Source organism: Streptomyces sp. NPDC034086, assembly GCF_055575515.1.
The window spans coordinates 91,212-117,455 of the sequence record NZ_JBVISM010000016.1; the positions used below are offsets into that span (position 1 = coordinate 91,212).

The window sequence follows — 26,244 nt, forward strand, 5'->3', positions numbered from 1 at the left end:
CGTTGAGGCGGGAGGGCGGCACCACGACCTGGACGGATGAGGAGCCGGCATCCGCGGTCAAGTGACTGGACTCGCGCCCGTCTCGTTGAGCTGGCACACCAGCAATCAAAGGACGGTCGCATGACTGATCTCGGCACCACGATCCCTCTCCCGCCGGTTGGCGTGGACATCCCGTGCAGCATGTACGCCGCCAACGTGCCCATGAAGCTGAACGTCCTCGGCGTTCTGACGCTCGACTTCAAGGGCGGCATGAGCACCCTCGTCAGGACGAGCAAGGAGGACGGTCTCGCCCTGGAGATCCAGGGCTTCCGAATGGAAGCGGACACGAGCCCCGACACCCCCGGCTCGGGCACCCTCGTCGTCCTGACCCGGACGGACGCGACGAACACGCCGCTCAGCGTGCTCCAGGCCACGCAAGGCGGCCTGGAGATGCTCCTCCGCCTGCCGCTGCAAGCCGAGGTCATCGACAAGTCGACAAGGGAGACGATCCAGACGTTCTCCACGGGCCCGGCGCAGCACGCCACACTGGGCGCGACCGGCGTGAAGCAGTTCCCGCCGGTGAACCAGCTCTACACACTCCAGGAGGCGGTGACGCTCTACCCCCAGGACGGCAGCGAGGCCGCGGGCGCCGAACCGGCCGGCGCGCTGGAAGGCTTCGACGTCATCGTGAACCACGCGGTCTGACGCCGGCGCGCCGCCCCGCTCTGCGAGGCCCTCGCCACGCCGGGACTTCCGCTGTGCGGACGGCCGCTGACCGGTTCCGGAGCCGGCCCCGGGCCCACGCACCGGAGCCCACGTCGCCGAACCGGCGCCGGCCGCCGCCCATGGCGGCGCGCGCCCGCGCGATGACGGTGGCCTGCGCGAGGTGATGGACGACGTCCCGCGCTCGATGGCGATACCCGCTGCCCGGCCCGTGACGCGACGCAGTCCGCCTCACGGGCGGCCCGGGGCGGCTCCGGGTCCGGCATCAGCCGCGCGCAGGCGAACCGGCTCGTGAACGCCGCCCGCGGCCTCGTCGTGATACGCGAAGCGGTCGGTCGCCGCCCCGCACCGAGACGTCGGCGCATGCGCGTCACGGGGTGACACGGGGGACACGGTTGACGCCTTTTGCAGTACCTCACGTGCCGCGACGCAACACGGCCATCCGCCGGCGGGGCCCAACAGCCGCTCCGCACCTGATTCGGATCCCGCGGGGCGGGCACCCGGTTCCATGTCCCCGCCCGCCCGACGACCCTGACGGGCGGGCATCGTGACACGCACGGAAGGAACGGGTTGATGACGAAGGCTCGCGAGATCATGACGGGTGGCGCGGAGTGCGTCGGCGCCGAGGAGACGGTCCTCGAGGCCGCGAAGAAGATGACGCGGATGGGGGTGGGCGCGCTGCCGATCTGCGGGACGGACGACAGGCTCAAGGGCATGCTCACCGACCGCGATATCGTCGTGAAGGTCCTCGGCGCGGGCAAGGACCCGGCCCAGGTCAAGGCCGGCGAACTGGCACAGGGCGAAGCGGTCACCATCGGTGCCGACGACGACGCCGCCGAGATCCTGCGCACCATGAGCGAGCACCAGGTACGGCGCCTGCCGGTCATCGACGGTCACCGACTCGTCGGCATCGTCGCCCAGGCCGACGTCGCCCGCGCCCTGCCCGACCCCCAGGTCGGCGACCTGCTCCAGGCCCTCTCCACCGGCTGACACCGGCGGGCTGGACAGGGGTCGGGGCACCTCAGAACGTCGCCGTCGCCGTCGCCGGAGCGGTGTCGCCCGCCCGGGCGGAACCGCTCCGGCCCCTCGCCCCGCGGAGCACCTTCGCAGGTGGCATCGGCCCATGCGGTGCAGGTGCTGGCCTTGCGTTCCCGGAGGCCGGCGAGGTGGTGGACGGTGCCTGGGTGCCGGTCCGGCGAGTGGCCCGGTTCGGCGGTCGGACGACACTCCACCGCGTTGAACTGCCTTTGCGGGGAATTGGAAGGTAAACCGCTTGTCCGACGTGTGGAGTGTGAGGGCTGACGCCGCCGCGCCCCCTGTGTGAGGAGATCTCCTTGAGTGCTGCCCCAGCGCTGATACCGGGTTCCGCGTTCGATGCCGCTTTGGACGCCGCGTACGAGACACATCGCCGGTTCCGGCATGGTGCCTTCGCCGAAGCATGTCCGACCTGCCACGTTCCCGCCGGCGAGCTTTGCCTGGCCCGGCGCAGTGTGCACACTGCGCGTCGCCAAGCCCATCGTGCCCGCTCGGAGCGCACCCGGTTCCCGATCCTGGCGGCTCTGGCCCGTTGAGCGCTCGCCGCTGAGCCCCAAAGCGGGCCCTCGGGTCGCCCGTCTGTCGTGACGCCCGTACCCGACGAGCAGCGCAACGAGGGGTTCGGGCCGCGCGGCCCGGCTGAAGAGCTCGAGGAGTCGTAGCCGCAGAGCCGGCACGGTACGGGCAGGGGCCGGACGAACGGGTCCGGCCGGCCGGAACGGTCCGGCCGCACCCGTGCGGGCAGCGCTGCCGTCCTGTGCCCGGGCGCCCTCACGCCCGTCGGCGCCGCGTCAGGACAGACCCGACCACACCGCGGTGCGGCGCTTGGTGAAGTAGTCCGCGTCCTTGGGCCGGGCCGGGTCGTGGCCCGCGGGACGGGGAGCCGGTTCCAGGTGGGGTATGTACTTCGAACAGTGGATGTACGCCTCCTGGACCGTGAGGTGGACCCACAGCTGGGGCCCCCGCCCCGGCGCGACGTCGGTGGGCAGGCCGGGATGGACCCGGCGCAGCTCCGCGTCGTCGTAGAGGCGGGCGACGCCGTTGACGTGCAGTCCCACGTGGTGGTGGGTGAAGTCCACGAACAGCATGCCCAGGTGCGGGTTCTCGGTCATGTTGCCGGCGCTGGCGAGCACTCCGTTCCCGCGGAACTCGGGGTAGGCGAGCGTCCGGTAGTCGATGACGTGGACGAACCCCGGCGGCCCGGCGCGGAAACTGGCGTCGCACTCGCCGTGGGAGTCGGCGGTCGCCAGGAACACCATGCTCTGGCAGCCGATGAACTCCCGCATCTCGTCCGTCAGGTGGGAGCGCACCTGCTGGTCGTAGAAGCGGGCGGCGCGCTCGGCCGTACCCAGCTGCTGCTGCAACCGGCGCTCACCGGCCGAACCGGACGACGGTGGAGGGAAGATCACGGGGGCTGCTCCTGGGAGAGTGAACGGGGATCCGGCTCAGCGGGTGGACAGGACGGGAGTCTCGAACGGGTCGTGATGGATACGGTCGGGCAACGTACCGTGGCGGGTCAGCGTTTCGCTGGCGGATACGACCATTGCCGCCGGCCCGCTGAGGAACACGTCGTGCTGGTACCACGGCCCGTACTCGGCCAGCACCTGCGGCAGTGACCCCCGGATGCCGGGAATGTGTTCGTGGGAGACCGCGCCCCGCAGGGTCAGCCAGTGGTGCCGCTGGACCATCCGCAGCATGTCGTCCACCCCGTACAGTTCGTCGCCGGTGCGGGCACCGAGGAACAGGTTCACCTGGTGGCGTCCCCCGCGGCGGGCGACCTCCTCGATGAGGGCGCGCATCGGGGCGAGCCCCGTACCGCCGGCGACGCAGAGCAGGTCCGTGTGCACGGCCGCGTCCAGGACCATGTCGCCCATCGGAGGACCCAGCCGCAGCACGTCGCCCACCGCTGCCCGGTGTACCAGCGCCTCGCTGACGGAGCCGCCGGGCACCGCGCGGACGTGGAAGGTCAGGGTGCCGTCGGCGCGGGGCGCGTTGGCGGGGGAGTAGTAGCGCCACAGCTTCGGCCACCACGGCGTCTCCATGCTCACGTACTGTCCGGCCTGGTACGCGTAGGGCAGGTGGGGGCGCACGGTGATCTCGGCGATGCCGTGCCCGCGGGGGAGGTGGTGCACCACCGTGGCGGGCCAGACGGCGGGCCGCTCCGCCGCGTCCTCCTCCGCGGCGCTGATCATGACCTGGGAGACCACGCCGTACGCCTTCGTCCACGCGTCGGCGATCTCCTGCGTCCAGGCCGGGCCCGCGTAGCGGGCGAGAGAGGCCAGGAGGCACTCGCCGACCGCCGGGAAGTGCGCGGCAAGGGTACCGAACTTGCGGTGGTCGCGGCCGAGGTGCCCGCAGAAGCGGACGAGGTTCGCCGGGTCGTCGACCACGTCCACGATGTGCAGGAGCGCGCGCAGGAGGCGGCCGCGCTGGGCGTCCATCCCGGGCGGGAACAGCGGACGTACCTGCGGATAGCGGGCGAACAGGATGGCGTAGAAGTAGACCGTCATCTCTTCGGCCACGGGAGCGACCAACGACGCCGAAGTCCTGACCAGGTGTATCTCGTGCTCCGACAAGGGCGCTTCGGGAGCCGGGGGCGGCGCGGTGGCGGGGGCGCGGTCGTGCGCCGGTTCTTCCGTGGGCTGGTGAGCGGGCGGATTGCTGGGGCGGCCGATCCGGAATCTCAAGGGACGAGCGCTCCTCCGCTCCTTGTCCGGACGGATCTCCGTCTCGGGGCGGAAGGGGCGATGTCGTGTCGGGAGAGCATGAGTCCTCATCGGGTAGGGGCGCGCCTGGTCATAGAAGCGGATGAAATGCTTCCGGACCGCCCATGATCTTTGAACAGATTGTTGATGGGTGGAAGGGTCGTATCCGCTAGAACTCGTCCCCAGATCTTGTCGCTTTATGTGGGCTGGTCACGGGGTTAAGACGAGAGATTCGGGGAAAACTCGCCGGCCGGCCGCCGCCGGCCGCCGCCGGCCGCCGCCGGCAGGTGAGGGCGGTGACCACCGTGCCCGCCTGGCGTCCGGCGGCGATGGCCGTCGCCTTCGCGACGGCGTGGGCGTGGGCCATCGCCATGAGGCCGCGCTGCCCGCGCGGCAGATTCGGCCCCGGCCGCGGAGGCGGCCGGGGGGGGGGGGCTCAGATGCGGTGGAGTGGTGCCGAGTGCGTCCAGTGCCAGTTGACCGGGCCCCACTGCTTCTTCAGGGCCGTGCGCTGTCGGCCGTACGCCCGCAGTGCCTCCTCGACGGTCGCTGCGAGGTCGGTGAGGTCAGCGGGGGCCGGGACGCGCAGCACCAGGTGCTGCTTGGTGTGGGCCAGCAACAGGTCGCCGTTGGGGGCGCAGGATCCGAGGGTGAAGTGGGTCAGCGGCTTGAACGTCTTGTTGCCGGTGTCCAGTTTGGCGCGGAGCACTCCTTGCCGGTTCCAGGCGTAGAGGCCGTAGCGGTTGAGGTGGAAGGCATGGCCCCGGTGCGGGTCCGCGGCGAGGTTGAAGCAGAAGCCGGTGAAGGGCGAGTCGCGCCACTCATGCAGCCCGTGAAGTCGTCCGGTCATTTCGCCCTGGTCGTTGACGAGGGCGAAGACGAAGGGCTGGCCGCGGCTGCCGCCTCGGAAGGTCCGGGCGTAGAAGGGGACGACGAAGAGGCCGTCGGAGAGCGGGACCGGCCGGCCGAGACGGGACCGCTCCCAGCCGGAGAGGCTGTCCTCGGCGGCGACGAGCTCGGTCAGGGCCGGGCGGGGGCGGTTCGCCAGACCGACGGGAGCGCCCCGGTACGTGGCGTGCGCCCGGAGGTCCACCTCGGTCTGGTGTGCGGGTGTGGGGTCGAGCGAGGCGAGTACGCGGATGGCCGGCTTGGAGTCGGCGGTCAGGGCTCCCTCGGCGATGCCCACGAGGTTGGTGATGACGTTGCCGTACCGCCACACGCCGTACTCGGCGAGAGTGCACAGCAGCCGGCCCGAGGGAGTGACGCTGAGGGAACCGGCGAAGGGGTTGCCCTCACCTGGCGTGAACTCCCGGTAAGGGCGGCCGTCCTTCGAGTCGTACACGGCCAGGACGCGGCTCAGGTCAGGCGCGACGAGCGTGGTCATGTCCGGCGTCCCGGTGATGGCGAGCACCCCGTCGGGCAGTACGCACAGGCTGATGTCGACTCCGTCAGCGACGTCCGAGTCACCCTTGCGCGCGCCGCCGGTACGGAACCGCGCGCTCGCCAGGACCTCGCCCTCAGCGGAGTACCGGGTGATGATCCGGTACCCGAAGTTCGCGACCTGCGGGTCCTGTTCCTCGTCGGCGACGCCGTAGGTGTAGCGGTACACGCCGTACAGGGCGTACACCTCGCCGTTCGGGGCTCCGGCGATGTCGAAGAGGGTCAGGCCCCAGCCCGTTGAGTAGAGCGCGGTCAGATCGAGGCCGTGGTGGTCCACCAGCGTGCCCGGCAGGGCCAGGGGAAGAGTCTGGATCATGCCTTCATCCTGCGTCACGGCGCTGACAGTCGGCCCGGCGGGCGGCCGGCGGGAGCGTTCGAGCCCGCGGGATGACGACCCTCGGACCGGGCCGCGGCCTTCGCGCGCCGCCGGCGCCTGCGCCGAGCCGCCTTCGACCAGGCCGGCTCCGCGGTTCGACCGGCCCGACGGCCCGCACCTGGTCCTGGTCGGTGTCCGGGCACGCGGGGGAACCGCGCCGGCCGGTGCGTCGGCGTGGAGCGGGCCCTGGCGGAGTCGAAAGGGCTCCGCCAGGGCCCGGACAGATGCACGCCGGCCACCCGGAAGCCTCGGTGACGACCGGTGGTGCCTCTGCGGTCGGGATCAGATGCCGAAGATGCTGCTGAGGGGTCCGAAGAGGCCGGTGAGGGCGGCGTCGGAGAGGTTGATGCCGGGCTTGGGCTCGGTGGGTGTCCATTTCACGATGGACCAGGTCTGGCCGTCGCCGCCCTTGGGGCGGCCTACCAGGTATCCGCCCGCGTCGGTCCAGTAGGTCTTGTCGGAGGCGTAGATGTAGGTGCCGTCGTAGGTCCAGCCGTAGGTGCTGCCCTCGCCGCCGCTGGCTCCACAGCCGTACAGGGTGGTGCGGGAGTCGGAGGCGATCACCGGGGGGACGATGCCTTCCTTGGCCGCGGCCCTCAGATAGGTGTCCAGCGCGGCGATGATGCGCTCGTCCTCGCTGGTGCTGTAGTGAAGGCTGGTGAACCGGATGCCCACGTCCGGGCTGACCCTGCGGACGGCGCAGTAGGAGTGCCACTCGTGCAGGTCGTCCAGCGGAACGGCGGCCAGGGCGGCGGCGGCGCGGCGCTCCTTCACTTCGGGCAGCAGCTTCGCGGCGCGCTCGAGGACCTGTTCGGCGCGCGGATCGCGCTCCAGGCGCTGGACCACTTCCCTCATCTGCTCGTCGGCCCCCGCCCGGAGCGCCTGCTGCTCCTCCGGGGAGAGGTCCATCAGCCACTCCGTCATCTCCCCGGGCAGGTCACCGAATTCGTCAACCTCCTCCGGGCTGCGGATGGTGCCCTCGATGATGCCCAGCCGGTAGGCGCGCAGCAGGGTGAGGTCCTGGTCGCTGGGAGGGTGCTCCTCGGCTGCCCATGCCTCCACCTCCGCGTCCGCCTCCGCGCGGGCTTCTTCCTGCTCCCTGAATGTCAGGCTCTCGGCCTGCTGGGCGCGCTGGCGGGCTTGGATGGTCGTCCACTCGGCGGGGATCAGCGGCGCGAGACGGGCTTGCAGGTCCGCGGGCATGTCGTTCAGCCGGTTTTCGAACGCCTGCCGGGTGTTGAAGAGGTCCTCCGACCTGTTCGCCCAGTCTTCGTGCATCCATACGCAGTAATCACCGATGTTCTGGTATTCGCGGACGGCATGGCTGACGATCTGCTGGTATTCCTGGCGGGCGTCGTGCCACCAGACGGTGGCGGGGGTGTTGTCGGCCTGGCCCAGCTCCAGCGTGGGCTTCTCCGTGACGTACTGGAGGTACTTGGTGCCCTCCTTGTGCTGGCTCACGTCGTGGGTGCGCCCCAGACGCACGCGCACGGCCCGGCCGGTCTCGTTGTTGACGATGGTGAAATTGCCTTCAGGGAACCTCGACATGGATCCACTGCTATCACTCATCGCATCGACCTGATCAAAGACCGCACATTTCTTGCCAACCCCGCGCCAACGCTGACCCGTTACCACACCCACGGCATCCCGGAAGCGCCGAGGCACGGAGGGACGTGCCGTCGAAAGCGGAAGCCACACCCCTCAGGACCGCCCGCTCCAGAAGAACGCCGGCCGTCGGCATTCCGATGGAGCCCGCCACGGCAGGGTTGGGCACGAGCGGGGCCGCGTACCGGCAGCACGTCCAGAGCTGCCTCGCCAGCCGTGAGGACCGAACCCTCCACCCTCCACCACCGCGGCGGCTACCGTGGCGGTACAACCTGCCTGGAGGAGCCCGTGAGCGCTCAACCCGTCGACCACGTACCCGTACCGCCGTACGCGCCCGCGCCGGGCGCCGCGGCCGAACTGCGCGCACAGCTGCGCGCCGACCGCCGCGCGCAGATATGGGTGCCGGCGTTCGAGCGGGACTGGGCCAAGGCCCTGGAGGACGCCCGTGACTCCTTCAGCCTCACCCCCTTGCACGACGTGGTGCGCAGCTGGCAGTTGCGCGTCGCCGCGGCCCCGGCGGTCGACGCCTTCACGGACTCGGGCCGTGACGAGTCCGGCTTCGTGGACCTGGACGACGTTCTCGGAGCCCGCGGGTGACCGGCCGGCGGTGGGTGGTGCGCCTGTCCCCGGAAGCCGCGAAGACGCTGGCCGGGCTTCCCGAACCGGCCCGGGAGATGGTCCGCGATGTCCTGGACATCGCGGTGCGCTCCCCGTGGGGCTGGCCGCAGTGGAACGCCGGCGATCCTGAGGGCGAGGACGTCCGGGCCGCGTCCGTCGGACAGCTGTCCGTCGTTTACGTGGCCAACCACCTCACCCGGGGCTTGTCCGTCCTCAGCATCGTCTGGCTCGGGTAGCCACTTCGTAAGCGTCACGCGACGAAGCGGGCCGGCCGGCGTGGCCGAGGGAGTCCAGCAGCGGCTGCGGGCCGCCGTTGGCCGGTGAGGGGCCGGCCCCTTCGCCTCGCCCCGAACGCCGCTCGTGCCAGGGGGCCCGTCAGCGGTTCGGGCACACTGGCCGTGACGGTTCGACGGGAGGCGCGGGGTGGAAACGACGGACGAGGACGACACCAGCGGCGCGGACCACCGGGGGGTGCGTGCCCCGCGGCCGGGCAGGCTCCGCAGAGCGACCCCCACCCGTACCCTGCTGGGATCCTTCCAACGGGGCACGGTCGCGATTTCCCCTGACGGGCGACACGGCGTATGCGGAGGAAGGAACGAACCGGTGCGGCTGTGGGAGCTCACCACCGGAACGCTCCTGCGGGGCCTGGGAACCCGGGGCGCCGGCTCCGACGGCGTCGCCGTTCCCGGGAACCGGGTGCTGGCGTACGGCGGCGGGACGTTCATGCGGTGCACTTTGACCGGCGCGGTGAGCCGGTTCGACCCCCGCAACCCCCTGGGCCGGCGCACCTCGCCCAGGGGCCCCCACCCCGACCTCGGCACGGGCGTGGTGGGCTCGGTCGCGTTCAGCGCCTCCGGCCGCTTCGCACTGGGCATGTGCATGGACCACGCCGTGCGTATGTGGGATCTCCGGGACGGAACGTGCACGCAGACGCTGGTCGGACACGCTGCCCCGCCGTCCGCGGTGTGGCTCGCCCCGGACGCACGCCGGGCGGTGTCGGCCTGCGCCGACGGCGAGATCCGGGTCTGGGACGTGGACAGCGGTGAGTGCGCCCTGTTCCCGCACCCGGGCTCGTGGATCTCCTCGGTGTGCCTGAGCCCGGACGGCCGCCTCGTGCTCGCCGCCGGCGACCACCGCGGCCTTCCACACCGGGGCCGTACGCTCTGGGGCCGCAGGCGCCCGGGCCGAACGCTCTGGCTCACGGACGCCGGCACCGGTGACCTCGTACGCACCTTCGAGGACGTACGGGACCGGTACCGCGGCTTGCCGAGGCATTCCGATGACCGCTCCGAGGAGGTCCTGACGGCCCGGTTCACCTCCGACGGAAGGTTCGTGCTCTCGGGCGAGGACGACGGCCGGATACGGATCTGGGACACGGCAACAGGCCGTTGCGTCCGGACCCTGGACGGCCACGACGACGACGTCTACGGCATCGCGCTGACCCCGGACGACCGGTTCCTGCTCTCGGGCAGCTCGGACGGCACCCTGCGACTGTGGGAGCTCGACTGGTAGCGGCGTCACCTCTCTTCCGTTGCCACGGTCCGCCAGCGGCCACGGCTCCGACGCGCCCGCGGCCTCCTCGAGTCGTCGCCGGAGCGATGACCGCCCACGCGCGCCTGGCCGCCGACGTCCCGGGCCCGGGCCCGCGCGCGACGATCGTGGCGCTGCTGCCGGCCTGTCTGTCCATCCGCAACAGCTCCGCTCTCCGTAGCCGGCGGGAAGGGCCTCGTGCAGCCGCGGCCATACGCCCGGCCTCGACGCAGCCCCGAAGTCGCTGCCAGGCGGTGATCCCGCTGCGACCGGTACGCTCCGCGGGCACGCCCCGCCGGCTCACGCTCTTGCACAGCCGGGCTGGACGGACTGTCCCGGGTGGCCGGAGGCCAGACCAGACTCCCTTGACCGGACGGCACGGCCCGCACCCGGCACGAGCAGGCGGCCCCGGTCTACGAGAAGGGCCCCATGGCCGGACCGAGGCGCGACCCGTGAAAGGCTGGCCCGCGGGACCACTTGGTCGCGCCATCCCTCTTCGAGAGCAGGTACGACGACATGCGATGGACCATCCACGGCGAGCGCACGGTGCACGACACGCCCTGGGTGCGGTTGCGTTCGCTGGACGTGGAGCAGCCGGATGGCGCGCGGGTCGACTACCACGTCGTACGGCTGCGGGACCTCGCTGTGACGGCGGCGGTCGACGAGCGGCAGCGGGTGCTGATGATGTGGCGCCACCGCTTCGTCACGGACACCTGGGCGTGGGAGCTGCCGATGGGGCTGGTCGAGGACGGCGAGAGCCCCGCCACCGCCGCCGGCCGGGAGCTCGAGGAGGAGACGGGGTGGCGGCCGCAGAACCTGCGGGAGCTGATCTACGCGGAACCGGCGGCCGGGATCACCGACGCACGGCACTTCGTGTTCCGCACGGACGACGCCCGGCGCGTCGGTGAGCCCACCGAACGCAACGAGTCGGACCGGGTGGAATGGATCCCTCTGGCCGACATCCCCGGCATGATCGCCCGCCGGGAGATCGTCAGCAGCGCGACGCTGGTGGGCGTGATGGCGCTCCTGCTGGACGCCATGGCCTGAGCCGGCCCCCGGTACGCCCCCGCCCGCCGCCCACCGGAGGGGTGCGGTCTCGCGACGCGGACCGCCGAGACGTCGTCTCGTTCGCCTCAGGATGAAGGCCGGGGAAGCTGAGCTCGTCCGCGCCCGCACCGTAGAGGGCCCCCCGCCTGGGGGCGGTGACCGGAGCCGATGCGGCCTCGATTCCGGGTACGGAACGGGCTGCGGTCGCCGTCCCCGGTTTGACGGCTTAAGCGCATGAGGCGCCTTTCTCCTCGATAGCCGGGGAAAGAGGCTCTGCCTTGCAGACGGAGGCCGGGCGGCGGACCCGGTCAGGCCAGGAACCGGACGCCCCCCGACTCCGGCCGCGCCCAGGCCCGTTCCGTGTCCGCGAGGTCGAGGCCGGACTGGATGACGAAGGCCCTGGGGGAGCCGCTGCGGTGCTGGCCACGCGTGACTGCCTCGGCGGTGGGCCACCTGCTGCGGGCCGGCCTGCTGAAGTCCGCGATGTCTGACGAACTGGTGCGCGATGCGATCCTGTCCTCCCCGGCCTGCCGGACATCGCGGCCGCGATGTCCGGCTCGACGCGAAGGGCGACGTCGCCCGGATCCTCCTCGACGCGCACGCGACCGGAGCGGGCATCGACCAGGCCGTCGCCCCTGTCATCTCCGCGGCCCGCCGCCAAGGACCCGGCGGCGCCCCGGCCGCTGTTGCTGCCGCGCTGCCGGCCCGGGCTCTGGACGCGCTCCCGCCCGTCCCCGCTGCTGCGCCGGTGCGGAAGACCGCCGACCTGTAGGCGCGCGTCCGCGATCGTCGGTGCCGTCAAGGACGTCCTCCCCGAGCAGCAGGATGCGGTGAGCCGACAGGGGCCATTGGCGGGAGCCAGCCACGAATGGACCAGATGCGCGGCCAGGGCGCCCCCGGTCTCCTCGCCGCGCATCGGAGGGTCGGCCCTGCCGGAAGCCGCCGTCCCCGACCAGATGCGGGCGGAGTTCACCTGGATCAACGGCGGCCCGGGCGTGGTCTTCCGCAGGCCGGACCGCGTGATCGCGACGCTGACCTTCGACTTCGACTCCGAAGGCCGCGTCTCGACCATCCACAACGTGGCCGACCCCGACAAGCTCCACGCCGTCGCCGTCGCCGTCGCCGACGGCACACGGTACGCACTGGCCTGAGCAGCCCGACCGCACCAGAGCCCGGGGCTCCCAACGCTCTCACCGCACTGCTGATCCGGCGAGTACCGCGGCGACCACCCGTGGCGGGAACGGGCCGCGGGCTCCGGCCGCCTGGTCGCGCTCCCTCCGCTGCGCCGGGCTCGTACGCTCGGGGAATGATCACCGACACTGACATGCTGTCCCGTGACCCCGCCCAGCGTGCGCGGGACGTACGGGCGCGGCTCGCGGCCGACATGGACCTGTGGGTCGCGTCCGCCGACGCCGACGGACGGCCGTACCTCGTGCCGCTCTCGTTCGTCTGGGACGGGAACGCCGTCTGGGTCGTCACCCGGCTCTCCAACCCCACCGGCCGCAACCTCGCCTCCGGCGGCCGGACCCGGCTCGCCCTCGGGACCACCCGGGACGTCGTCCTCGTCGACGGCGAGGCGGTCGCCTACCCCCAGGACGACGTTCCGGCTCCGGTCGCCGAGGGCTTCCGCGCGAAGACCGGCTGGGACGCCCGTGCCGCCGGACCCGCCTACCGCTGGTTCCGGATCCGGCCGGTGACGGTGGAGGCGTGGCACGAGTACCCCGAGTTCCCGGACCGCCGTCTGATGACCGACGGCGTCTGGGCGGCCGGGACGGCGGAGGACCTCCGCCAGCGGTAGCCGCCCGGGGTGCTTCGGTGGCGCGGCCGGGGGACGGGCAGCCATGCCGTCCTCGCCGAGGACGCGGTAGCGGCGCAGTGGGCGGGCCGCTGGCGTCCGGTCTTGGTCAGGGGTGCGTTACGGCTGGGCGCGAGGTCCTTCCTCTGGCCCGCCTACGGTCGCCCGCAGAGCACACCGGCGGCAACCACGCGCGGTCAACGTAGCGCCCGTCTGCATCGGGCCGGCGGTGTCCGACACTGACCGTCAAGCGTGCGGCGAGGTCGTCGGGCTCTTCCCCTCCCCGCCGGCCGGCGGCTCATCCCGCCCTTGCACTTGGGCAGGGTCTCATCGAAGCGAAGCTCCGGCAGCGTCGTGGCCGGTGAGGAACGCCCGGACCAGGGGCACGGTGAGGTCCGTTCTCAGAAAGGTGTCGAGATGCCCGCAGCCGGACAGTTCCGCAAGGGTGGCGCTGTGTATCCGGTGGGCGGTCTCCCGGATCGCACGCAGTCGGGGGTCGCGATCTCCTGCGAGCAGGAGCACCGGAACGGCGGAGGAAGCCAGCGCTTCCAGAACGCCGTGGCGGTGGTCGAGAGCGAGGCTCAAGGCTGCCAGGGCAAGGGGGTCGGCGGCTTGGACCACGGTCCGCATCCATGCGGGTAGCGGTCCCTGGCGTTCCAGCGTCTCGATGAACGGTGCGGTGCCCTGAGTCCGGAACACGGCGGCTTCCGCCTCCGACTCAGCCGGGCCGACGGTGACCGGGCCGGCGTGGGCGCCGCCCGCGACGAGCGCCGTCAGCCGCTCAGGGTGACGGGCGAGGAGATGCAGGCCGATGATGCGGCCCATCGAGGCGCCCCACATGGCCGCCCGGTCAATGCCGAGAGCGTCGAGCACGGCGAGGACGTCGTCGGCCTGACGGCTGATCGCGTAGCCGCCCGCGTCATGGGGCGCTTCGCTTTCACCGTGGCCACGGGCATCGATCAGGACGAGCCGGAAGTCCGCGGCGAGTGCGTCGACGTAACCGGCGGAGTGCCACGTGGTGCGGTCGCCGAAGAAGCCGTGCAGCAGTACCAGCGGATGTTCACGGCCCACCGCCTCGAACCCGATCGTCAGTCCGTCACCGCTGGTGACCCGCATGTTCCGAGCCTGGAGGACGGCCCCCGCGTGTGCAACGTCTTTTGCCGGGCGCGGACCCTGCCGCACCCAGGGCGGGCTGCGCCGGATGGTCCGGTACACGCCTCGGGTCAGTGACGGTCGCAGGGTTTCGGGCAGGGCGACGACGAGGCGGCCGTCGAGGCCCGAGGCGGCGCAGGGCCGGTGCCGCCGAGGGGCCGCCCGGACTTCCGGGCGTCGTCGGCGAGGGATTCCGCTCGCGCAGCAGCCGGCGGTGCGCAGTCAGGCTCGCGGGTGCCAGGCAGGGGGACCTCCCCGTCGCCGCCTACGGGGCGGCCGGAGGCCGGAGGCGGGTCGCCCTGGCGCGGGCGTACAGCAGGTGGGTGACGGCCTCCGCCGCGAGCAGCAGGACCACCAGCCAGGGTGCGAGGACCTCGTGCGCGAGGGCCACCGCCACCGGTACGACGACGCCCGGCACCGCCCAGACCGCCACGGCGCCCGCGCCCCGGCCGAAGCGCAGCGCGATGGCGGCGTGGGCCGCGTGATACATCGCCAGGCCCCCGGCCAGGGACCAGGCCGCGCCCCGGGCCAGGTGGGCATGGCCCGACTCCTCGACGGCGGTCGCCAGTCCGGCCGCCATGCACAGGATGCCGGCGGTCACGAAGTAGTGCAGGAAGCCCCCGATGTCCCGGGCCATCAGGTACGCCCGCACCGCTTCGACCCGGCCGAGCATCTGCTCGGCCGCCGCCGAGCCGAAGTCGAAGTACGACCACCAGAGCGCGGCCAGCAGGACGAACCCCAGCACCGCCACGACCCCGGACCCGGCCGTCCACGTGTGGTCCGTCGAGGTGATCAGGGCCAGCACGGACTCGCCGAACACGATGATCACGAACAGCCCGATCCGCTCCACGAGGTGCCCGGTGTTCAGCCGGCCGGGAATGCCGCGGCCGCGGGCGGTGAGCAGCAGTGCCATCTCCGCGGCGATCAGTGCGGCCCAGACGACGTACTGCCAGGGGGACGGGACAGCCGCCGACGCCGCCCACAGCAGCCCGGACGCGAGGCAGTAGCTCAGCGGCCGCCAGCGCGGGATCCGGTGCGGCTCCGGGAAGCGGGTGGCGGGCCACCAAAGCCCGAGCAGGACCAGCCGCGTGCCGGCGTACCCGAGGGCGTACACCGCGCCGCGGGTGCTGTCGGCCTCGGGCACCGCGGCGGCCATCCCGGCCAGGCAGAGCATCGCGAAGAGCATCAGGAACCGGCGGCGCGCGCTGTCGTCCTCGAAGAGGTTCGCGGAGGCCATGAGGTTGCTCCACATCCACCACGGCGGGAAGTACAGCCCGAGGAAGACAGCGAACTCCAGCAGCCCCGGATCGCCGTGCAACCCGTGCGAGAGCTGCGCCGCGAAGGCCACGAAGACGAGGTCGAAGAACAGCTCCAGCCAGGCGGCGTGGCGGCTCTCCCGGTCGCGCGGGACTGCCGTATCCAAGGCACTCATCAGACATCCGTCCGGGGATCGCGTACGACGAGCCCCGAGCCTGCCCCCACGCGCGCGCCCATCCCGGAACGGCACACCGCCGGGTCATACGAATGGCCCGGCGGTCCCCGCGGGATGCGCCACCCAGCGATCCGCCGACCATGCCGGCCCGCCCGTCGCAGAGCCTGCGCGCCTTCTACGACCGCCTCGAACCACGCACCGGCGCGGTCCACAGACACGCCGCAGCAACGGGCAGCACCGCGGGACCTACTGGCTCGAACCCGCACGACCGCGGGTGGTGGGCGGCGCACCGCGGACGACGGACGGCGAGCAGGCACCGGTGGCAGCACCCCCGCCCGACCCGGGCTCCGCTCGGCAGTTCCGGCGCCTCCCGCCCGGCAACTTTGTCCGAATCCCCCTACCGCCGGACAAGCCTCTGGCAAGATCTGCCCATGGGGAGCGAGAACGACCGCCTGCGGTCCTGGCTGGCGGGTCTGGGCGACGAGGAACTGCGCCGCCTCGTCGCGGTCCCCGGCATCTCAGCCCTGGTGCCCGGGGTCGGAGGCGGCCCCAAAGGGCCTGCGCCCCGCCTCCGGCGGCGTGAACTCCTGGCCACACGTGCCTGGCTGGTCAGGGCCACCGGACGTGAGCTGGCCGAACTCGCGGACCGCGCGCGCCATCTCGCCGTTCACCGGCTTCTGCACTGCCACGGATATCCTCGGGGGTCCGTCGCCAGGCCGGACCGGGCCCAGCTGGCGTCGATGCTCGGCGACCTTGAACCGGGCCTCGCGCGGATCAGCATGCTCAGCCTCGTCGAGGGCGGCTACCCGGCCGCCGACCTCGTACGTGCGCACTGGGCCGAGCTGTGGAGCGTCGCCGGTGGTCCCGGCACACCGTGCGGCTGCGGGATCGAGACCGGTGGCTGCGGGTCCGAACAGAGGCGCCTTGCCATAGAGGCCGAGCCCGACGGCGAGGCTGGCGAGCGCGTGGAAGCCCAGGCACATCCCGAGGAGGAGCACCGCGTGACACAGGCCGTTACCCCGGACCGGCTCGACCAGGACATCGACGCGCTGCGCAGCCTGGCCGATGAGCTGACCGAGGCGCTCCTCGCGGCCGGCGAAGCCGTCAGGGCGGGGCGGGAGGTTCCCGTCGGGCTCGCCGCGTCCCTGTCCGCCTGGTCGGCGGCACGGAGCGAGGTGGCCGACCAGCTCACCGCGGCCGGACGGCCGTGGCCCGGCTCCGCCGGCTTCGCGGAACTGGAGGCACTGGCCGGCGAACTGCGGGCTGCGGAGCTGGACCGGCTGCGGGAGCAGAGGGACGACCTGAAGTCGCTGCTTGCGCGGGCCGCTCCCGACGCACCGCACCTGGGGCCCCTGCGCGAGTCGCTGACCCTGCTGGAGCAGCGGATGGAGACGCTGGCGGGGTCCGCGCCCAGCCCAGCAGCCGTACCGGAGCAGCGCGAGCCCGCACGTGGGGACACCGAACCGGCACAGCCGCCGCGGCCGGCAGGGCCGCCACCGGAACAGAACGCCCCGCCCGTGGCCGTCGCTGGACGCCCGGTCGCCCCCACCGCCGCCATGCCGTCACCCGCCGTACAGGCCGCGACGGAGCCGTCACCCGTCTCTCCTGAGGCGACGGGGGCCGACGGCGACGACGCCTCCGTTCAGCAGGAGGGGAAGCCCGGGCAGCCGAAGCCGGAACCCCAGCCGCCTTCGGGCCTGGAGCTGCAGGTGGACCCGGAGGCGCCGCGGGACATGCGTCCACAGGGGGAACCGTCCGTCGCCGACCAGGCCGAGACGGCGGAGCCCGTCCGGCCGACCCTCCCGCATCGCCCTACGGGCCACCCGACCGACACCGCCCCGACCGACGCCGCCCCGGCCACCGGCGCCCCATCCGATTCGGTGCCCGCGGGGCCCGACGCCGCAGAGGCAGACGGCCCCGACGACTCCGGTCCGGTATGGCTGCCGTGGCAGCCGCAGGCCGACGGCGCCGACGACTCCCCGGTGGCCAGGCTGGTCCGCGACGGCCGCTTCCAGGAGGCGTACTGGCTCACGGTCAGCTCCGACGAGCGCACCCACCGCGCGGACATCCTCGCCTTCACCGCGGCCGCCTTCGCCTGCGGCGACCAGGAAGAGGCCGCTGCCGTGGTCTCGGGCTTCGATCCGGACATCACCGCGCTCCAGGGGGACCGGACCGCGCTGGTCCTGGCCGTCGTGGCCTCCTTGCGCGCGTGCCTCCTCGGCGGCTGGCCCAACGACGTGCTGCTGCAGGCCGAGCTGTCCTCCGCCGCCCTGCCCGACCCGTGGGTGAAGCTGCTGGAACGGGGCGCGGACACGCTGCGCCGCTACCAGCGCGTGGACCTCTCCGCCATCCAGCTCACCACTGAGAGCGACGACGACTCTCCCGTCCTCACTCCCGAGGGTGTGGCCGCAGAAGCCGCCGAGCTGCTGGCCGACCTGCCGCGCCAGCGGATCGGCTACACGCGGGCGACCCAGGTCAGGTCCCGCCTGCTCGGGCCGGAGCAGCCGCTCGGCCGGGCCCTGGAGGGCATCAGCGCCTGGGCCGAAGGCCGGGCCACCGCGAGCGACCTGGACAAGATCTGGGAGCTCTTCCGCAAGCGCGGTGCGGCGGAGCGCATGATCGAGGAAGCCGATGCCGCGATCCGTACGCCGAAGCAGGCCAAAGAGCCCATCGAGGCCGCTGCCAAACGCTCCCTGCTGCGCAGCATCCAGCAGGTGTCCCGCCTGTTGACCCGCGCCCGCGTGCTCGCCGCCCCACTGGGCGACGAGCAGAAGGACACCACCACCGGACTCCGGCACGCCCTTGACCGGGTGCGCAACGCCGAGCCGCCGGCCGGCGTCGACGGCGCGGCCTTGCTGCGGCTGCGGACCTGGCTGCTCGGCGGTGATCCGGACACCGGTACGGCCGTACCGGCCCTGTCGCCGCCGTTCGCCGAGCACGGCCGGGCGGAGGACCAGCCCGGTCACGAGGCGCTGCTGGCCGTGCCGGACCTGCCCCGCACGCCGGCGGGCTCGCCGCTGCCTCACGACGAGGGGTTCGGGGAAGCCCTGCTCAGCGCCCTGGAGCCGGTCGACGCCCGCCGGGTGCTGCGGCGTTACTGCGACCGGGGCGATCTGCACCTGGCCGACTGGTTCGTCGCCGCGCTGGAGCAGGACCTGGTGCCCGCCGTACCGGCGGGGCTGGACGCGGTGCCGGCCGACTGGCGGCAGCTGCGGGAGTCGGAGTGGGCCCGCTGGGCCGCGGTGCATCGCACGGCGCACGGGCGGGCCGCGGCCCTCCTCGCGGAGCTGCGTACCCAGCAGAGCCTCGACCTGCCCAGCGAACGCGACCTGGTCGGGCGCCTGGAGGAGCTGCGGCGGCCGGTCCCCGAGGGCGCCTTCGGGTGGGCGGCCACCGGGCTGGCCGCGTTGGAGGCGGAGCTCCGCGCAAACGTCCAGCAGTACGTCGAGCGGCTCCGCGAGAGCCTGGCCGACCTGAACCTGCCCGCGGAGGAGTGGCAGCGGCTCACCGCCCTGCTGGACGCCGGTGACACGGTCACCGCCGAGGAGTGCCTGGCCCTCCTGCGCAAGGGCGAGCCGCTGCCCGACCTCAGCGGCATGGACTGGGGCGCGGAGCTGGCCCGGTTCACCGAGGGTCTCGAACTGCCGTCCAGCCGCAAGGCGGGCCAACAGGGCCACTCCGCGCGCCTGTGGGCGGAGCACTACCTCGACGGCCAGCCCCTGACCGAGGGATCCCGCAGCGGCCTGGACTCCTGGGACGCCCTCTGCCACCCCGCGACACGCGGCTCGCAGTGGCAGCGGCACCTGCCGTCGGTCCTGCGCGTCCTCGGTCTGGAATGCGAGCAGACACCCGTGCGCAAGGAACGGCAGCCGGTGCGCGGCGTGCTGCGGCTCACCGCGCGGGCCCGCTCCGCCGAGACCGCTCCCGGATACGTGGCGGCACTGGGGTCGGCCGCCTCGTCGTACACCGTCCTCGTGGTCTCCGACGAGCAGCGCGGCCGGAGCCCCCTGGAACTGCTGGACAGCGGAGACGGCGGCGCCTGTCTGATCATCTACCTCTACCCGCTCGGACTCGGCGGCCGGCGCGACATGGCCACCCGCGCCCGCACGTCCTCCTCCCAGCAGGCGCTGGTGGTGGACCCGGCGGTGTTCGGCTGGGTGGCCGCGCGCTCCCCGCGTTCCTTCCGCGCCACCCAGCGCGTCACGCTGCCCTGGACGGCGTACAACCCCTACACGCCGTTCGTGGCGGGGCTGGTCCCGCCTGAGGTCTTCTACGGCCGCGACGAGGAAATGGCCAAGGTCACCGACCCGATGGGTGCCCTGTTCCTCTACGGCGGCCGCCAGCTCGGCAAGTCCGCGCTGCTGCGCCGCGTGCAGACCACGTTCCCCAGCACCCCGGACCGCAAGGCCGTCTACATCGACCTCAAGGCACGCGGCGTCGGTGAGGCAGAGCCCGCCGAGCGGATCTGGTCGGTGCTGGAATCCGAACTGCGCAGGGTCCACGTCCTGCAGCCGGCGGGGGACGACGACGCCGGGCCGGCCCCCGACGCCTTGCTCGAACAGGTCGAGAACTGGCTGGCGAAGGACGAGGACCGGCGCGTGCTGGTCCTGGCCGACGAGGCCGACGCGTTCCTGACCGCCGACTCCAAGGCGGTGCACGGGCGGGGCGGGGAAGGCACCTTCGCCAACGTCGCACGGCTCAAGGGACTGATGGACCGCACCACCCGCCGCTTCAAGATCGTGTTCGCCGGCCTGCACCAGGTACAGCGCTTCAGCCACCTGTCGAACGTCCCCCTGACCCACGGCGGCCCGGACGTGCTCATCAGCACCCTGAAGCCGGCCGAGGCACAGCGGCTGGTCGCGGAGCCGATGGCAGCCTTCGGGTACAAGTTCGAACGGCCCGAGCTGGTCTGGCGGGTCCTCGCCGCGACGAACTACCAGGCGTGCCTGGTCCAGATCTTCTGCGAGCGGCTGGTCGCGGCCCTGCGCGAGAAACCGCTCGGGTCCGCCCAGTGGCCCGTCACGGTCACCGAGGAGGACGTCCGGTCGGTGGCCGGTTCCGCCCTGGTCCACCGGCACATAGCCGAACGGCTGAGGATCACCATCAACCTCGAAGACCGCTACCGCGTACTCGCCCTGGTGATCGCGCTGCGCAGCCAGGCGGACCGCTTCCGCCGCGGCTACGACGCGGACGAGCTCCTGAGCGCGGCCAAGGAGAGCTGGCCGGAGGGCTTCAGCTCCCTCACGGCCAGCGACGTGCGGATATACCTGGACGAGATGGTGGGGCTGGGGCTGCTCATCCAGCAGGCGGACCCCCGCCTGTACGCGGTCCGCAGCCCCAACGTGGTGCACATGCTCGGCACCCGCGAGGATCTCCAACTCGAACTGCGGCAGACCGAGTTCGACCTGCCGTACGACTACAACCCGAGGTTCTCCCGCCGGCACCTCGGCACGTTCCGGCCCGGGAACATCACCCGCTACAGCCCGCTGACCGAGCACCAGCTCCACCAGATCACCGGACCGGGAGTCACAGCGGTCTGCCTGACCGCCGCGCACAGCCCGCCACTGGTGGAGCTGGCCGTCCGCTCGTACGCCGACGCCCGCGGGCTCAAGGTGTGGCCGACCGACGCGGCAGCCCTGACCGCCACCTTGGCGCAGGACGTCCGGACGGCCACCTCGGCGCAGGACGGCCGGTCCACACCCAGCCTGGTCCTGGCCGACCTGCGCGGCTGCGACAGCCGAGCGCTCCAGGACTGCCTCGACGCCCTGCACGCCCACACCACGCAATCGCCGAACCGCTCGGCCGTGGTGCTGACGGACCCCGCTTCCTGGGTGCTCGGTCAGACCCAGCAGGTGCCGGTGGTCTTCCCGGAACGGTGGAACGCCGACAGCCTGCGCGCGTGGCCGGAGTGCCCCTTCGACACCCCGGACAAGCGGCGCCGGCTGATCGAGCTGACCGGCGGCTGGCCCCGCCTCGTCGAGCGCACGGTCCACCAGGTCTCCCGCGAGGGAGCGACGCTGGAGGCGGCACTGGAGTCGATGCGGGGCTACCTCCGCAGGGAGGAAGCCGCCACGCAGCACCTGCACGACGTGGGACTGCCCGGAGAGCTGCGCGGCACCCTCACGCTGTGGAGCCTCTACGTGGAAGCCGGTGAGGGCTCCAGCCTGGCCGACATCGCCGCCGTCACCGAGAAGGAACTGCACGAGGTACGGGACCTCATGACGCTGCTCGGCGCACACGGCGTGCTCGACGACGACTCCTCCGGCTACTCCCTGGACCGGGTGACGTTCGCAGCCCTGCGCACGCTGGAGAGGGAGACGTGACCTTCAGCCGTGAGCCGGCCCTGGGCGACCTGCCCGGGACACGGCAGTGGGTGCGCCGGGTGCTGCGCGACCTCCGGCGCGGACGGTGCGTACTGTGCCTGCTGCCCGAGACGGGCGTGGCCGGGCGCGGGGCCGCCGCGGAGGCACTGCTGGCCGAACTGCTGCACGAACTGTCGGACTTCGTGCTCCTTCCGGCCGGCCGCGACCCCCTCCCGGCGACTGCCGCGGTACCCGCCCCCAGCCCGGCGCCGGCCGAGGCGTGGGGCGGCCCGGAACCCGAGCCGGTCCTCTACTTCGACGACGGCCTGTCCGGCTTCGACGCGCTGCACCCCACCGCCGTGGACCGGTCCGCGTTCCCCGAAGCCTCCGCCACCGGGCCGCTGGAGCGCCCCCCGGGCGCCGCGCCGGGGGGTTCCGCCGGTGCCGTCCACGACCTCGCCGACCGGCTCGCCAAGGAACTGCCGCCCCGTGTACTCGGTTCCCCCGCCCCGCCCACCGACACGGGAGTGGAGGGGCTGCTCCAGCAGCTGACCGACGCCTCGGCCGGCGCCGTCGAGACCCGCGTGATGGTGATCCGCGGCTGGCACGAGCCCGTCCCCGCAGCCGCGGCCGAACTGCTCAGAAGGGTCTCCTCGACGGTCAAGGCCTCGGGCCTGCCGCCCGACGGCCGACCCCGCATGCTGGTCTTCCTCACCCCCGCCGACCTCCCGGCGGAACTGCCCGAGCAGATCACCCGCGAGGACGTGACCGTCCACTGGTGGTGGGGCGCCCTCGGCCGGCTCGACACCGCCACCGTCGTCGCTGTGGCCCGCCCCGACCTCCAAGGTCCAGCCGCCCGCCACCAACTGCTGGAGGCCGTGGCCCAGGCCACCGTCGTCGAGGTCTGCGGTCCCTTCCTGGAGCTGGCCACCCGCCTCGCCGCCGCATGGGACGGCCTCCCGGACAGCCTGCCCGCACAGCTCCGCGCCGCCCTGCACGACCTCCCCGGCACCTCCGGAATCCCGCGGCCCCGCACCGCCTGGAGCGGATCCGCGCCGACCTACCCGGGCAGATCGCTGCGACAGGAATGGGCCCAAGGGCAGCTTGACCGGTGGGACGGACGGCTGCGGCACCATCCGAGCCGTGAGGCACACGACGAGCAGGCCCTGAACAAGCGGATCTGGCTGGCGCAGAACCACGTACTGCTGCCCCTGCTCGACGACGCACGGGAAGCCTTCACCGAAGTCCTCCGGCACCGCTCCCGCCTGAAACTCAGGGACCTGCTGCTCCAGTACGGCCCCCGCCGCCCGGAACACCCGCCCGGCCAGGGTGACGCCGGGTCGCTCGCCGCGATCGAGCTCGGCGACATGTGGGCCGCCCACTGCCAACGCGACCTCCACCTCACCCGTCAGGAGGCCGACCGCCTGCGCGTCCTGTGGCGCTCCCGCAACCTCCTCTCCCACCGCTGCCGCCTCGACGACGCCCACCTCGAACGACTGATCGCCGAACTGTGCGCCTGAACCCGCTTCTCCCGCGCCGTCGTCACGGGAGTGCACCGCGCACGTCCCGGATGTACCAGTGGAACCGGACGGCGTCGTGGCCGTGCGGTTGCCTGACGGGGGTGAACTCACCTGACCGGGAGCCAGGCCCTCTTGTGCGCACCGCAGGTCGATCGTCCCCGCGAGTGCCCGGACCGCCGTTGAGCCGGCGGGCCGGCAGCTCGTCCTCGCCCGTGAGGTGCGCCTCGGCATCGTCCAGACGCAGCGGCGCCGGAGTGATGGTCGCGTCGGAAAGCTTCACTTCGCGCACGCACCCGTCCTCTCCGCGTCCGGCTGGGCGGGCATCGCCTCGAGGCGCTTGATCATGCGGTGGAGCACCAGCAGAGGAATCACGCCGAAGACGCCGAACGACATGTCGATCACGCTCCACCCGAACGGGATCCCGCGGATCGGGCCACATACGAGGGCCAGCGGGATGATGCCGGCACAGGCGATCATGCCGGCTTCGACGATCCAGATGTTGCGCACCGGGTCGCGGTGGACGCCGTAGAAGAAGACGGCGATGACGAGGTGGGCGAAGGCGAGCCAGTCGGTCCCGTAGAGGAGGAAGGGGTAGTCGGCGTCGGCCCGCTCCAGTCCGTCACCAACCCGCCGGAGCCACTCGTTGTCCACCAGCGCGTTGGCCCAGCGAAGCTCGCTGACCAGGGGGAAGGCGGTGAGACCGCTCAACACCAGGCAGACGAGGAACAGGGTCAGCCAGGCTCGGATCCGCCGCTGCAGGGCGCTTCTCTCGCTCATGAAAGGAAGAGTACCCGCAGAATTGAACATGTTCAGCCAAATTCCTGAACGCGTTCAGCTCGGCTCGCTGGTGGACGACACCGCCTCGTCCGCCCCGGGGACGCCGCCTCCGGCCGGTCCCCGGCGCCCGCCCGGCGCCCTCCGAGCGGTCAACCCTGGGGTGGACGACGTCGCGGGCGAGCGCCTCTACGCTGCGGGGATGCAGTCAGGCAGACGCCGGATACACGTCGACCCGCTGGTGACCGACACCCTGCTCGCGTGTGTCATGGGCATCGTGACGGTCGTCTACGGACGGCAGGCGCACGCCGCCCAGTACCAGAGCGAGGGCTGGCCGCCCTTCGGCCCGCTCGCCATCGCCCTCAGCCTGGCCGTGAACCTTCCCCTGGCGCTGCGCGGGCGGGCGCCGTGGGTGGCGTTCGGCGTCTCGTGCGGCGCGCTCGCCGCGTACACGGCGGCCGGTTTCCAGCCGTCGACGAACATGTGGGCCCCGTTGCTGGCCTGCTACACGGTGATCGTGCGCAGTCCGGTCCGGTGGTCGGCGTGGGCGGCGGCCGTGACCGCCGGGGCGTGGGCGGCGGCCGGCCTGAGGGCCCGTCTGTCGGTGGAACTGTCCCTGGCGCAGGCCGCCATCGGGGTCGCAGTCGTCTGGCTCTGGGCCTCCGGCAGCCGCCGCCTGGCACAGCGCAACATCCAACTCGCGGACCTCACCGCACAGTTGCGGCGCGAGCAGGAACTCCGTGCGCGGCACGCCATCGCGGAGGAGAGACTGCGCATCGCCCGCGAACTCCACGACGTCGTCGCCCACCACCTCTCCGCGCTCGCCGTCCAGGCGGGCCTGGCCGAATTCGTGTTCACCTCCGACCCCGAAGCGGCCCGGCAGGCGGTGGCGTCCATCGGCTCCAGCAGCCGGCAGGCGCTGGAGGAGATGCGCGGCCTGCTCGGCGTACTGCGCACCGGTACCGAGACCGCCGAGGAGGACGCGCCGTACCGTGCGGCGCCGGGTCTGGACGCACTGGACGATCTGGTGGAGCGGGCCCGCGCCTCCGGCCTGGACGTCACCTGGACGGTCTCGGGACACCAGCGCCCGCTGCCGTCAGGGGTGGAGCTGTGCGCGTACCGCATCATCCAGGAGGCGCTGACCAACAGCGTGAAGCACGCCGGCCGTGGCGCCCGGGTCCGCCTGAGCCTCGGTTACCACGCCGACCTGCTGAGCTGCGAGGTGACCAGCCAGGGTGGCGGCGCGCCCGCCGCCGGTCTGCCGTCGAGCGGGCTCGGGTTGCCCGGCATGCGGGAACGGGCGAGACTTTACGGCGGGTCACTGCGGGCCGGGCCGAGAGCCGAGGGAGGGTTCGAGGTCGTCTTCACCATCCCGCTGGCCCCGCTGGACACCACCGGGGGCACGTGACCATCCCCCGCACACACGGGGGGAGACGGCAGCGATGACACGGCTGCTGATCGTGGACGACCAGGTGCTCATCCGGGCCGGGCTGGCAGCGCTCGCCGCGGCGGCACCCGGCTTAGAGGCCGTGGGGCAGGCGGCGACCGGTGAAGAGGCGGTCGAACTCGCCGCCTCGCTGCGGCCGGACGTGATCCTGATGGACATCCGGCTGCCGGGCATGAGCGGCATCACCGCCCTTGAGTACATCCTCGACCAGGCACCCCACCCCAAGCCGAAGATCGTCATGCTCACGGTGTTCGATCTCGACGAGTACGTGTACGCGGCCCTGCGGGCCGGGGCCAGCGGATTCCTCCTCAAGGACACCCCGCCCGAGCGTCTCCTGGCGGCTGTCGCCCTGATCGCCGAAGGCGAGATGCTGTTCGCCCCCACCGTCACCCGTCGGCTCGTCGAAGCCTTCGCCCACCGTCCGGAGGCTCCGCGGGCACAGCCCGCCAGTCTCGGGGACCTCACGGAACGCGAAACGGAGGTGCTGCACCTCGTGGGGCAGGGCCTCACCAACGAGCAGATCGCCCAGCGGCTGGTGGTGAGCATCGCCACCGTCAAGACCCACCTCAACCGCGTCATGTCCAAACTCGGCCTGCAGAGCCGCGCACAGGCCGTGGTCGTCGCCTACGAGAGCGGCCTGCTGTCCCCCGGCGGGCAGCGGACGCAACGGTCCTCGTCCTAGCACGCCGTGGCCGGGACGCCCGCCGCGCCCCGGACGCCCGGCCGGTCCCGCTGTCGGTGGTGCCGGCCCGCCAGGGCGGGCC

General features: G+C 72.6%; 20 protein-coding genes and 1 pseudogene. 13 read left to right on the forward strand and 8 right to left on the reverse strand.

Annotated features, from left to right (window positions below):
- The first annotated feature begins 120 nt into the window (after window positions 1–120).
- Window positions 121–684, forward strand: a complete 564-nt coding sequence (locus ACZ514_RS27700) for a hypothetical protein (protein WP_469125935.1) — start codon at window positions 121–123, stop codon at window positions 682–684.
- Between the two features lie 591 nt (window positions 685–1,275).
- Window positions 1,276–1,692, forward strand: a complete 417-nt coding sequence (locus ACZ514_RS27705; protein ID WP_468164600.1) for a CBS domain-containing protein — start codon at window positions 1,276–1,278, stop codon at window positions 1,690–1,692.
- An 836-nt stretch (window positions 1,693–2,528) separates the two neighbouring features.
- Here ACZ514_RS27705 and ACZ514_RS27710 read toward each other — a convergent pair.
- The 4 genes from ACZ514_RS27710 to ACZ514_RS27725 all read right to left on the reverse strand — a co-directional run bounded on the left by ACZ514_RS27710 (window position 2,529) and on the right by ACZ514_RS27725 (window position 7,806).
- The gene (locus ACZ514_RS27710; RefSeq protein WP_468164597.1) at window positions 2,529–3,146 is read right to left on the reverse strand and encodes a pyridoxamine 5'-phosphate oxidase family protein; all 618 of its coding nucleotides are present in this window, start codon (window positions 3,144–3,146) and stop codon (window positions 2,529–2,531) included.
- 36 nt (window positions 3,147–3,182) lie between these two features.
- A complete protein-coding gene (locus ACZ514_RS27715) occupies window positions 3,183–4,259 on the reverse strand; it encodes a globin domain-containing protein (RefSeq protein WP_468164595.1) in 1,077 nt (358 codons plus the stop codon).
- 619 nt (window positions 4,260–4,878) lie between these two features.
- The gene (locus ACZ514_RS27720) at window positions 4,879–6,198 is read right to left on the reverse strand and encodes a hypothetical protein (protein ID WP_469125936.1); all 1,320 of its coding nucleotides are present in this window, start codon (window positions 6,196–6,198) and stop codon (window positions 4,879–4,881) included.
- 342 nt (window positions 6,199–6,540) lie between these two features.
- Window positions 6,541–7,806: a hypothetical protein gene (locus tag ACZ514_RS27725; RefSeq protein WP_469125937.1), complete on the reverse strand. Its 1,266-nt coding sequence runs from the start codon at window positions 7,804–7,806 to the stop codon at window positions 6,541–6,543.
- Window positions 7,807–8,151: 345 nt separating this feature from the next.
- Here ACZ514_RS27725 and ACZ514_RS27730 point away from each other — a divergent pair, with 345 nt between their 5' ends.
- From ACZ514_RS27730 to ACZ514_RS27760, 7 genes and pseudogenes are all read left to right on the forward strand, one after another.
- On the forward strand, window positions 8,152–8,460 hold the full coding sequence (locus ACZ514_RS27730) for a DUF6247 family protein (protein WP_468164588.1): 309 nt from the start codon (window positions 8,152–8,154) through the stop codon (window positions 8,458–8,460).
- On the forward strand, window positions 8,457–8,717 hold the full coding sequence (locus ACZ514_RS27735; RefSeq protein ID WP_468164585.1) for a hypothetical protein: 261 nt from the start codon (window positions 8,457–8,459) through the stop codon (window positions 8,715–8,717). The genes ACZ514_RS27730 and ACZ514_RS27735 overlap by 4 nt, the downstream gene beginning before the upstream one ends.
- Before the next feature lie 367 nt (window positions 8,718–9,084).
- Window positions 9,085–9,993, forward strand: coding sequence for a WD40 repeat domain-containing protein (locus ACZ514_RS27740; protein ID WP_469125938.1), 909 nt, complete (start codon window positions 9,085–9,087; stop codon window positions 9,991–9,993).
- Window positions 9,994–10,527: 534 nt separating this feature from the next.
- Window positions 10,528–11,058: an NUDIX hydrolase gene (locus ACZ514_RS27745; RefSeq protein WP_468164581.1), complete on the forward strand. Its 531-nt coding sequence runs from the start codon at window positions 10,528–10,530 to the stop codon at window positions 11,056–11,058.
- Window positions 11,059–11,563: 505 nt separating this feature from the next.
- Window positions 11,564–11,830: a hypothetical protein gene (locus ACZ514_RS27750; RefSeq protein WP_469125939.1), complete on the forward strand. Its 267-nt coding sequence runs from the start codon at window positions 11,564–11,566 to the stop codon at window positions 11,828–11,830.
- Window positions 11,831–12,011: 181 nt separating this feature from the next.
- Window positions 12,012–12,209 (forward strand): annotated as a pseudogene (locus tag ACZ514_RS27755) (RNA polymerase subunit sigma-24); the annotation flags it as partial.
- Window positions 12,210–12,364: 155 nt separating this feature from the next.
- Complete coding sequence (locus tag ACZ514_RS27760) at window positions 12,365–12,856, forward strand: pyridoxamine 5'-phosphate oxidase family protein (RefSeq protein WP_469125940.1); 492 nt, start codon at window positions 12,365–12,367, stop codon at window positions 12,854–12,856.
- Between the two features lie 324 nt (window positions 12,857–13,180).
- On the opposite strand, the gene ACZ514_RS27765 is transcribed toward ACZ514_RS27760, so the two are convergent.
- Entirely contained in the window at window positions 13,181–13,969 is a 789-nt protein-coding gene (locus ACZ514_RS27765; RefSeq protein WP_469125941.1) for an alpha/beta fold hydrolase, read from the reverse strand.
- A 301-nt stretch (window positions 13,970–14,270) separates the two neighbouring features.
- The gene (locus tag ACZ514_RS27770; protein ID WP_469125942.1) at window positions 14,271–15,437 is read right to left on the reverse strand and encodes a low temperature requirement protein A; all 1,167 of its coding nucleotides are present in this window, start codon (window positions 15,435–15,437) and stop codon (window positions 14,271–14,273) included.
- A gap of 431 nt (window positions 15,438–15,868) precedes the next feature.
- On the opposite strand from ACZ514_RS27770, the gene ACZ514_RS27775 reads away from it, so the two are divergent.
- Complete coding sequence (locus ACZ514_RS27775) at window positions 15,869–21,760, forward strand: hypothetical protein (RefSeq protein ID WP_469125943.1); 5,892 nt, start codon at window positions 15,869–15,871, stop codon at window positions 21,758–21,760.
- Window positions 21,757–23,259: a hypothetical protein gene (locus ACZ514_RS27780; RefSeq protein ID WP_469125944.1), complete on the forward strand. Its 1,503-nt coding sequence runs from the start codon at window positions 21,757–21,759 to the stop codon at window positions 23,257–23,259. Before ACZ514_RS27775 ends, ACZ514_RS27780 begins: the two co-directional genes overlap by 4 nt.
- Window positions 23,260–23,281: 22 nt before the next feature.
- Here the strand turns inward: ACZ514_RS27780 and ACZ514_RS27785 are convergent, their stop codons facing one another.
- Complete coding sequence (locus ACZ514_RS27785) at window positions 23,282–23,548, reverse strand: hypothetical protein (RefSeq protein ID WP_469125945.1); 267 nt, start codon at window positions 23,546–23,548, stop codon at window positions 23,282–23,284.
- Entirely contained in the window at window positions 23,536–24,036 is a 501-nt protein-coding gene (locus tag ACZ514_RS27790) for a hypothetical protein (protein ID WP_469125946.1), read from the reverse strand. Before ACZ514_RS27790 ends, ACZ514_RS27785 begins: the two co-directional genes overlap by 13 nt.
- A 199-nt stretch (window positions 24,037–24,235) precedes the next feature.
- On the opposite strand from ACZ514_RS27790, the gene ACZ514_RS27795 reads away from it, so the two are divergent.
- Both ACZ514_RS27795 and ACZ514_RS27800 read left to right on the forward strand, forming a co-directional pair.
- Window positions 24,236–25,441, forward strand: a complete 1,206-nt coding sequence (locus tag ACZ514_RS27795) for a sensor histidine kinase (RefSeq protein WP_469125947.1) — start codon at window positions 24,236–24,238, stop codon at window positions 25,439–25,441.
- Window positions 25,442–25,475: 34 nt separating this feature from the next.
- Complete coding sequence (locus ACZ514_RS27800; RefSeq protein ID WP_468164562.1) at window positions 25,476–26,162, forward strand: response regulator; 687 nt, start codon at window positions 25,476–25,478, stop codon at window positions 26,160–26,162.
- Window positions 26,163–26,244 lie beyond the last annotated feature (82 nt).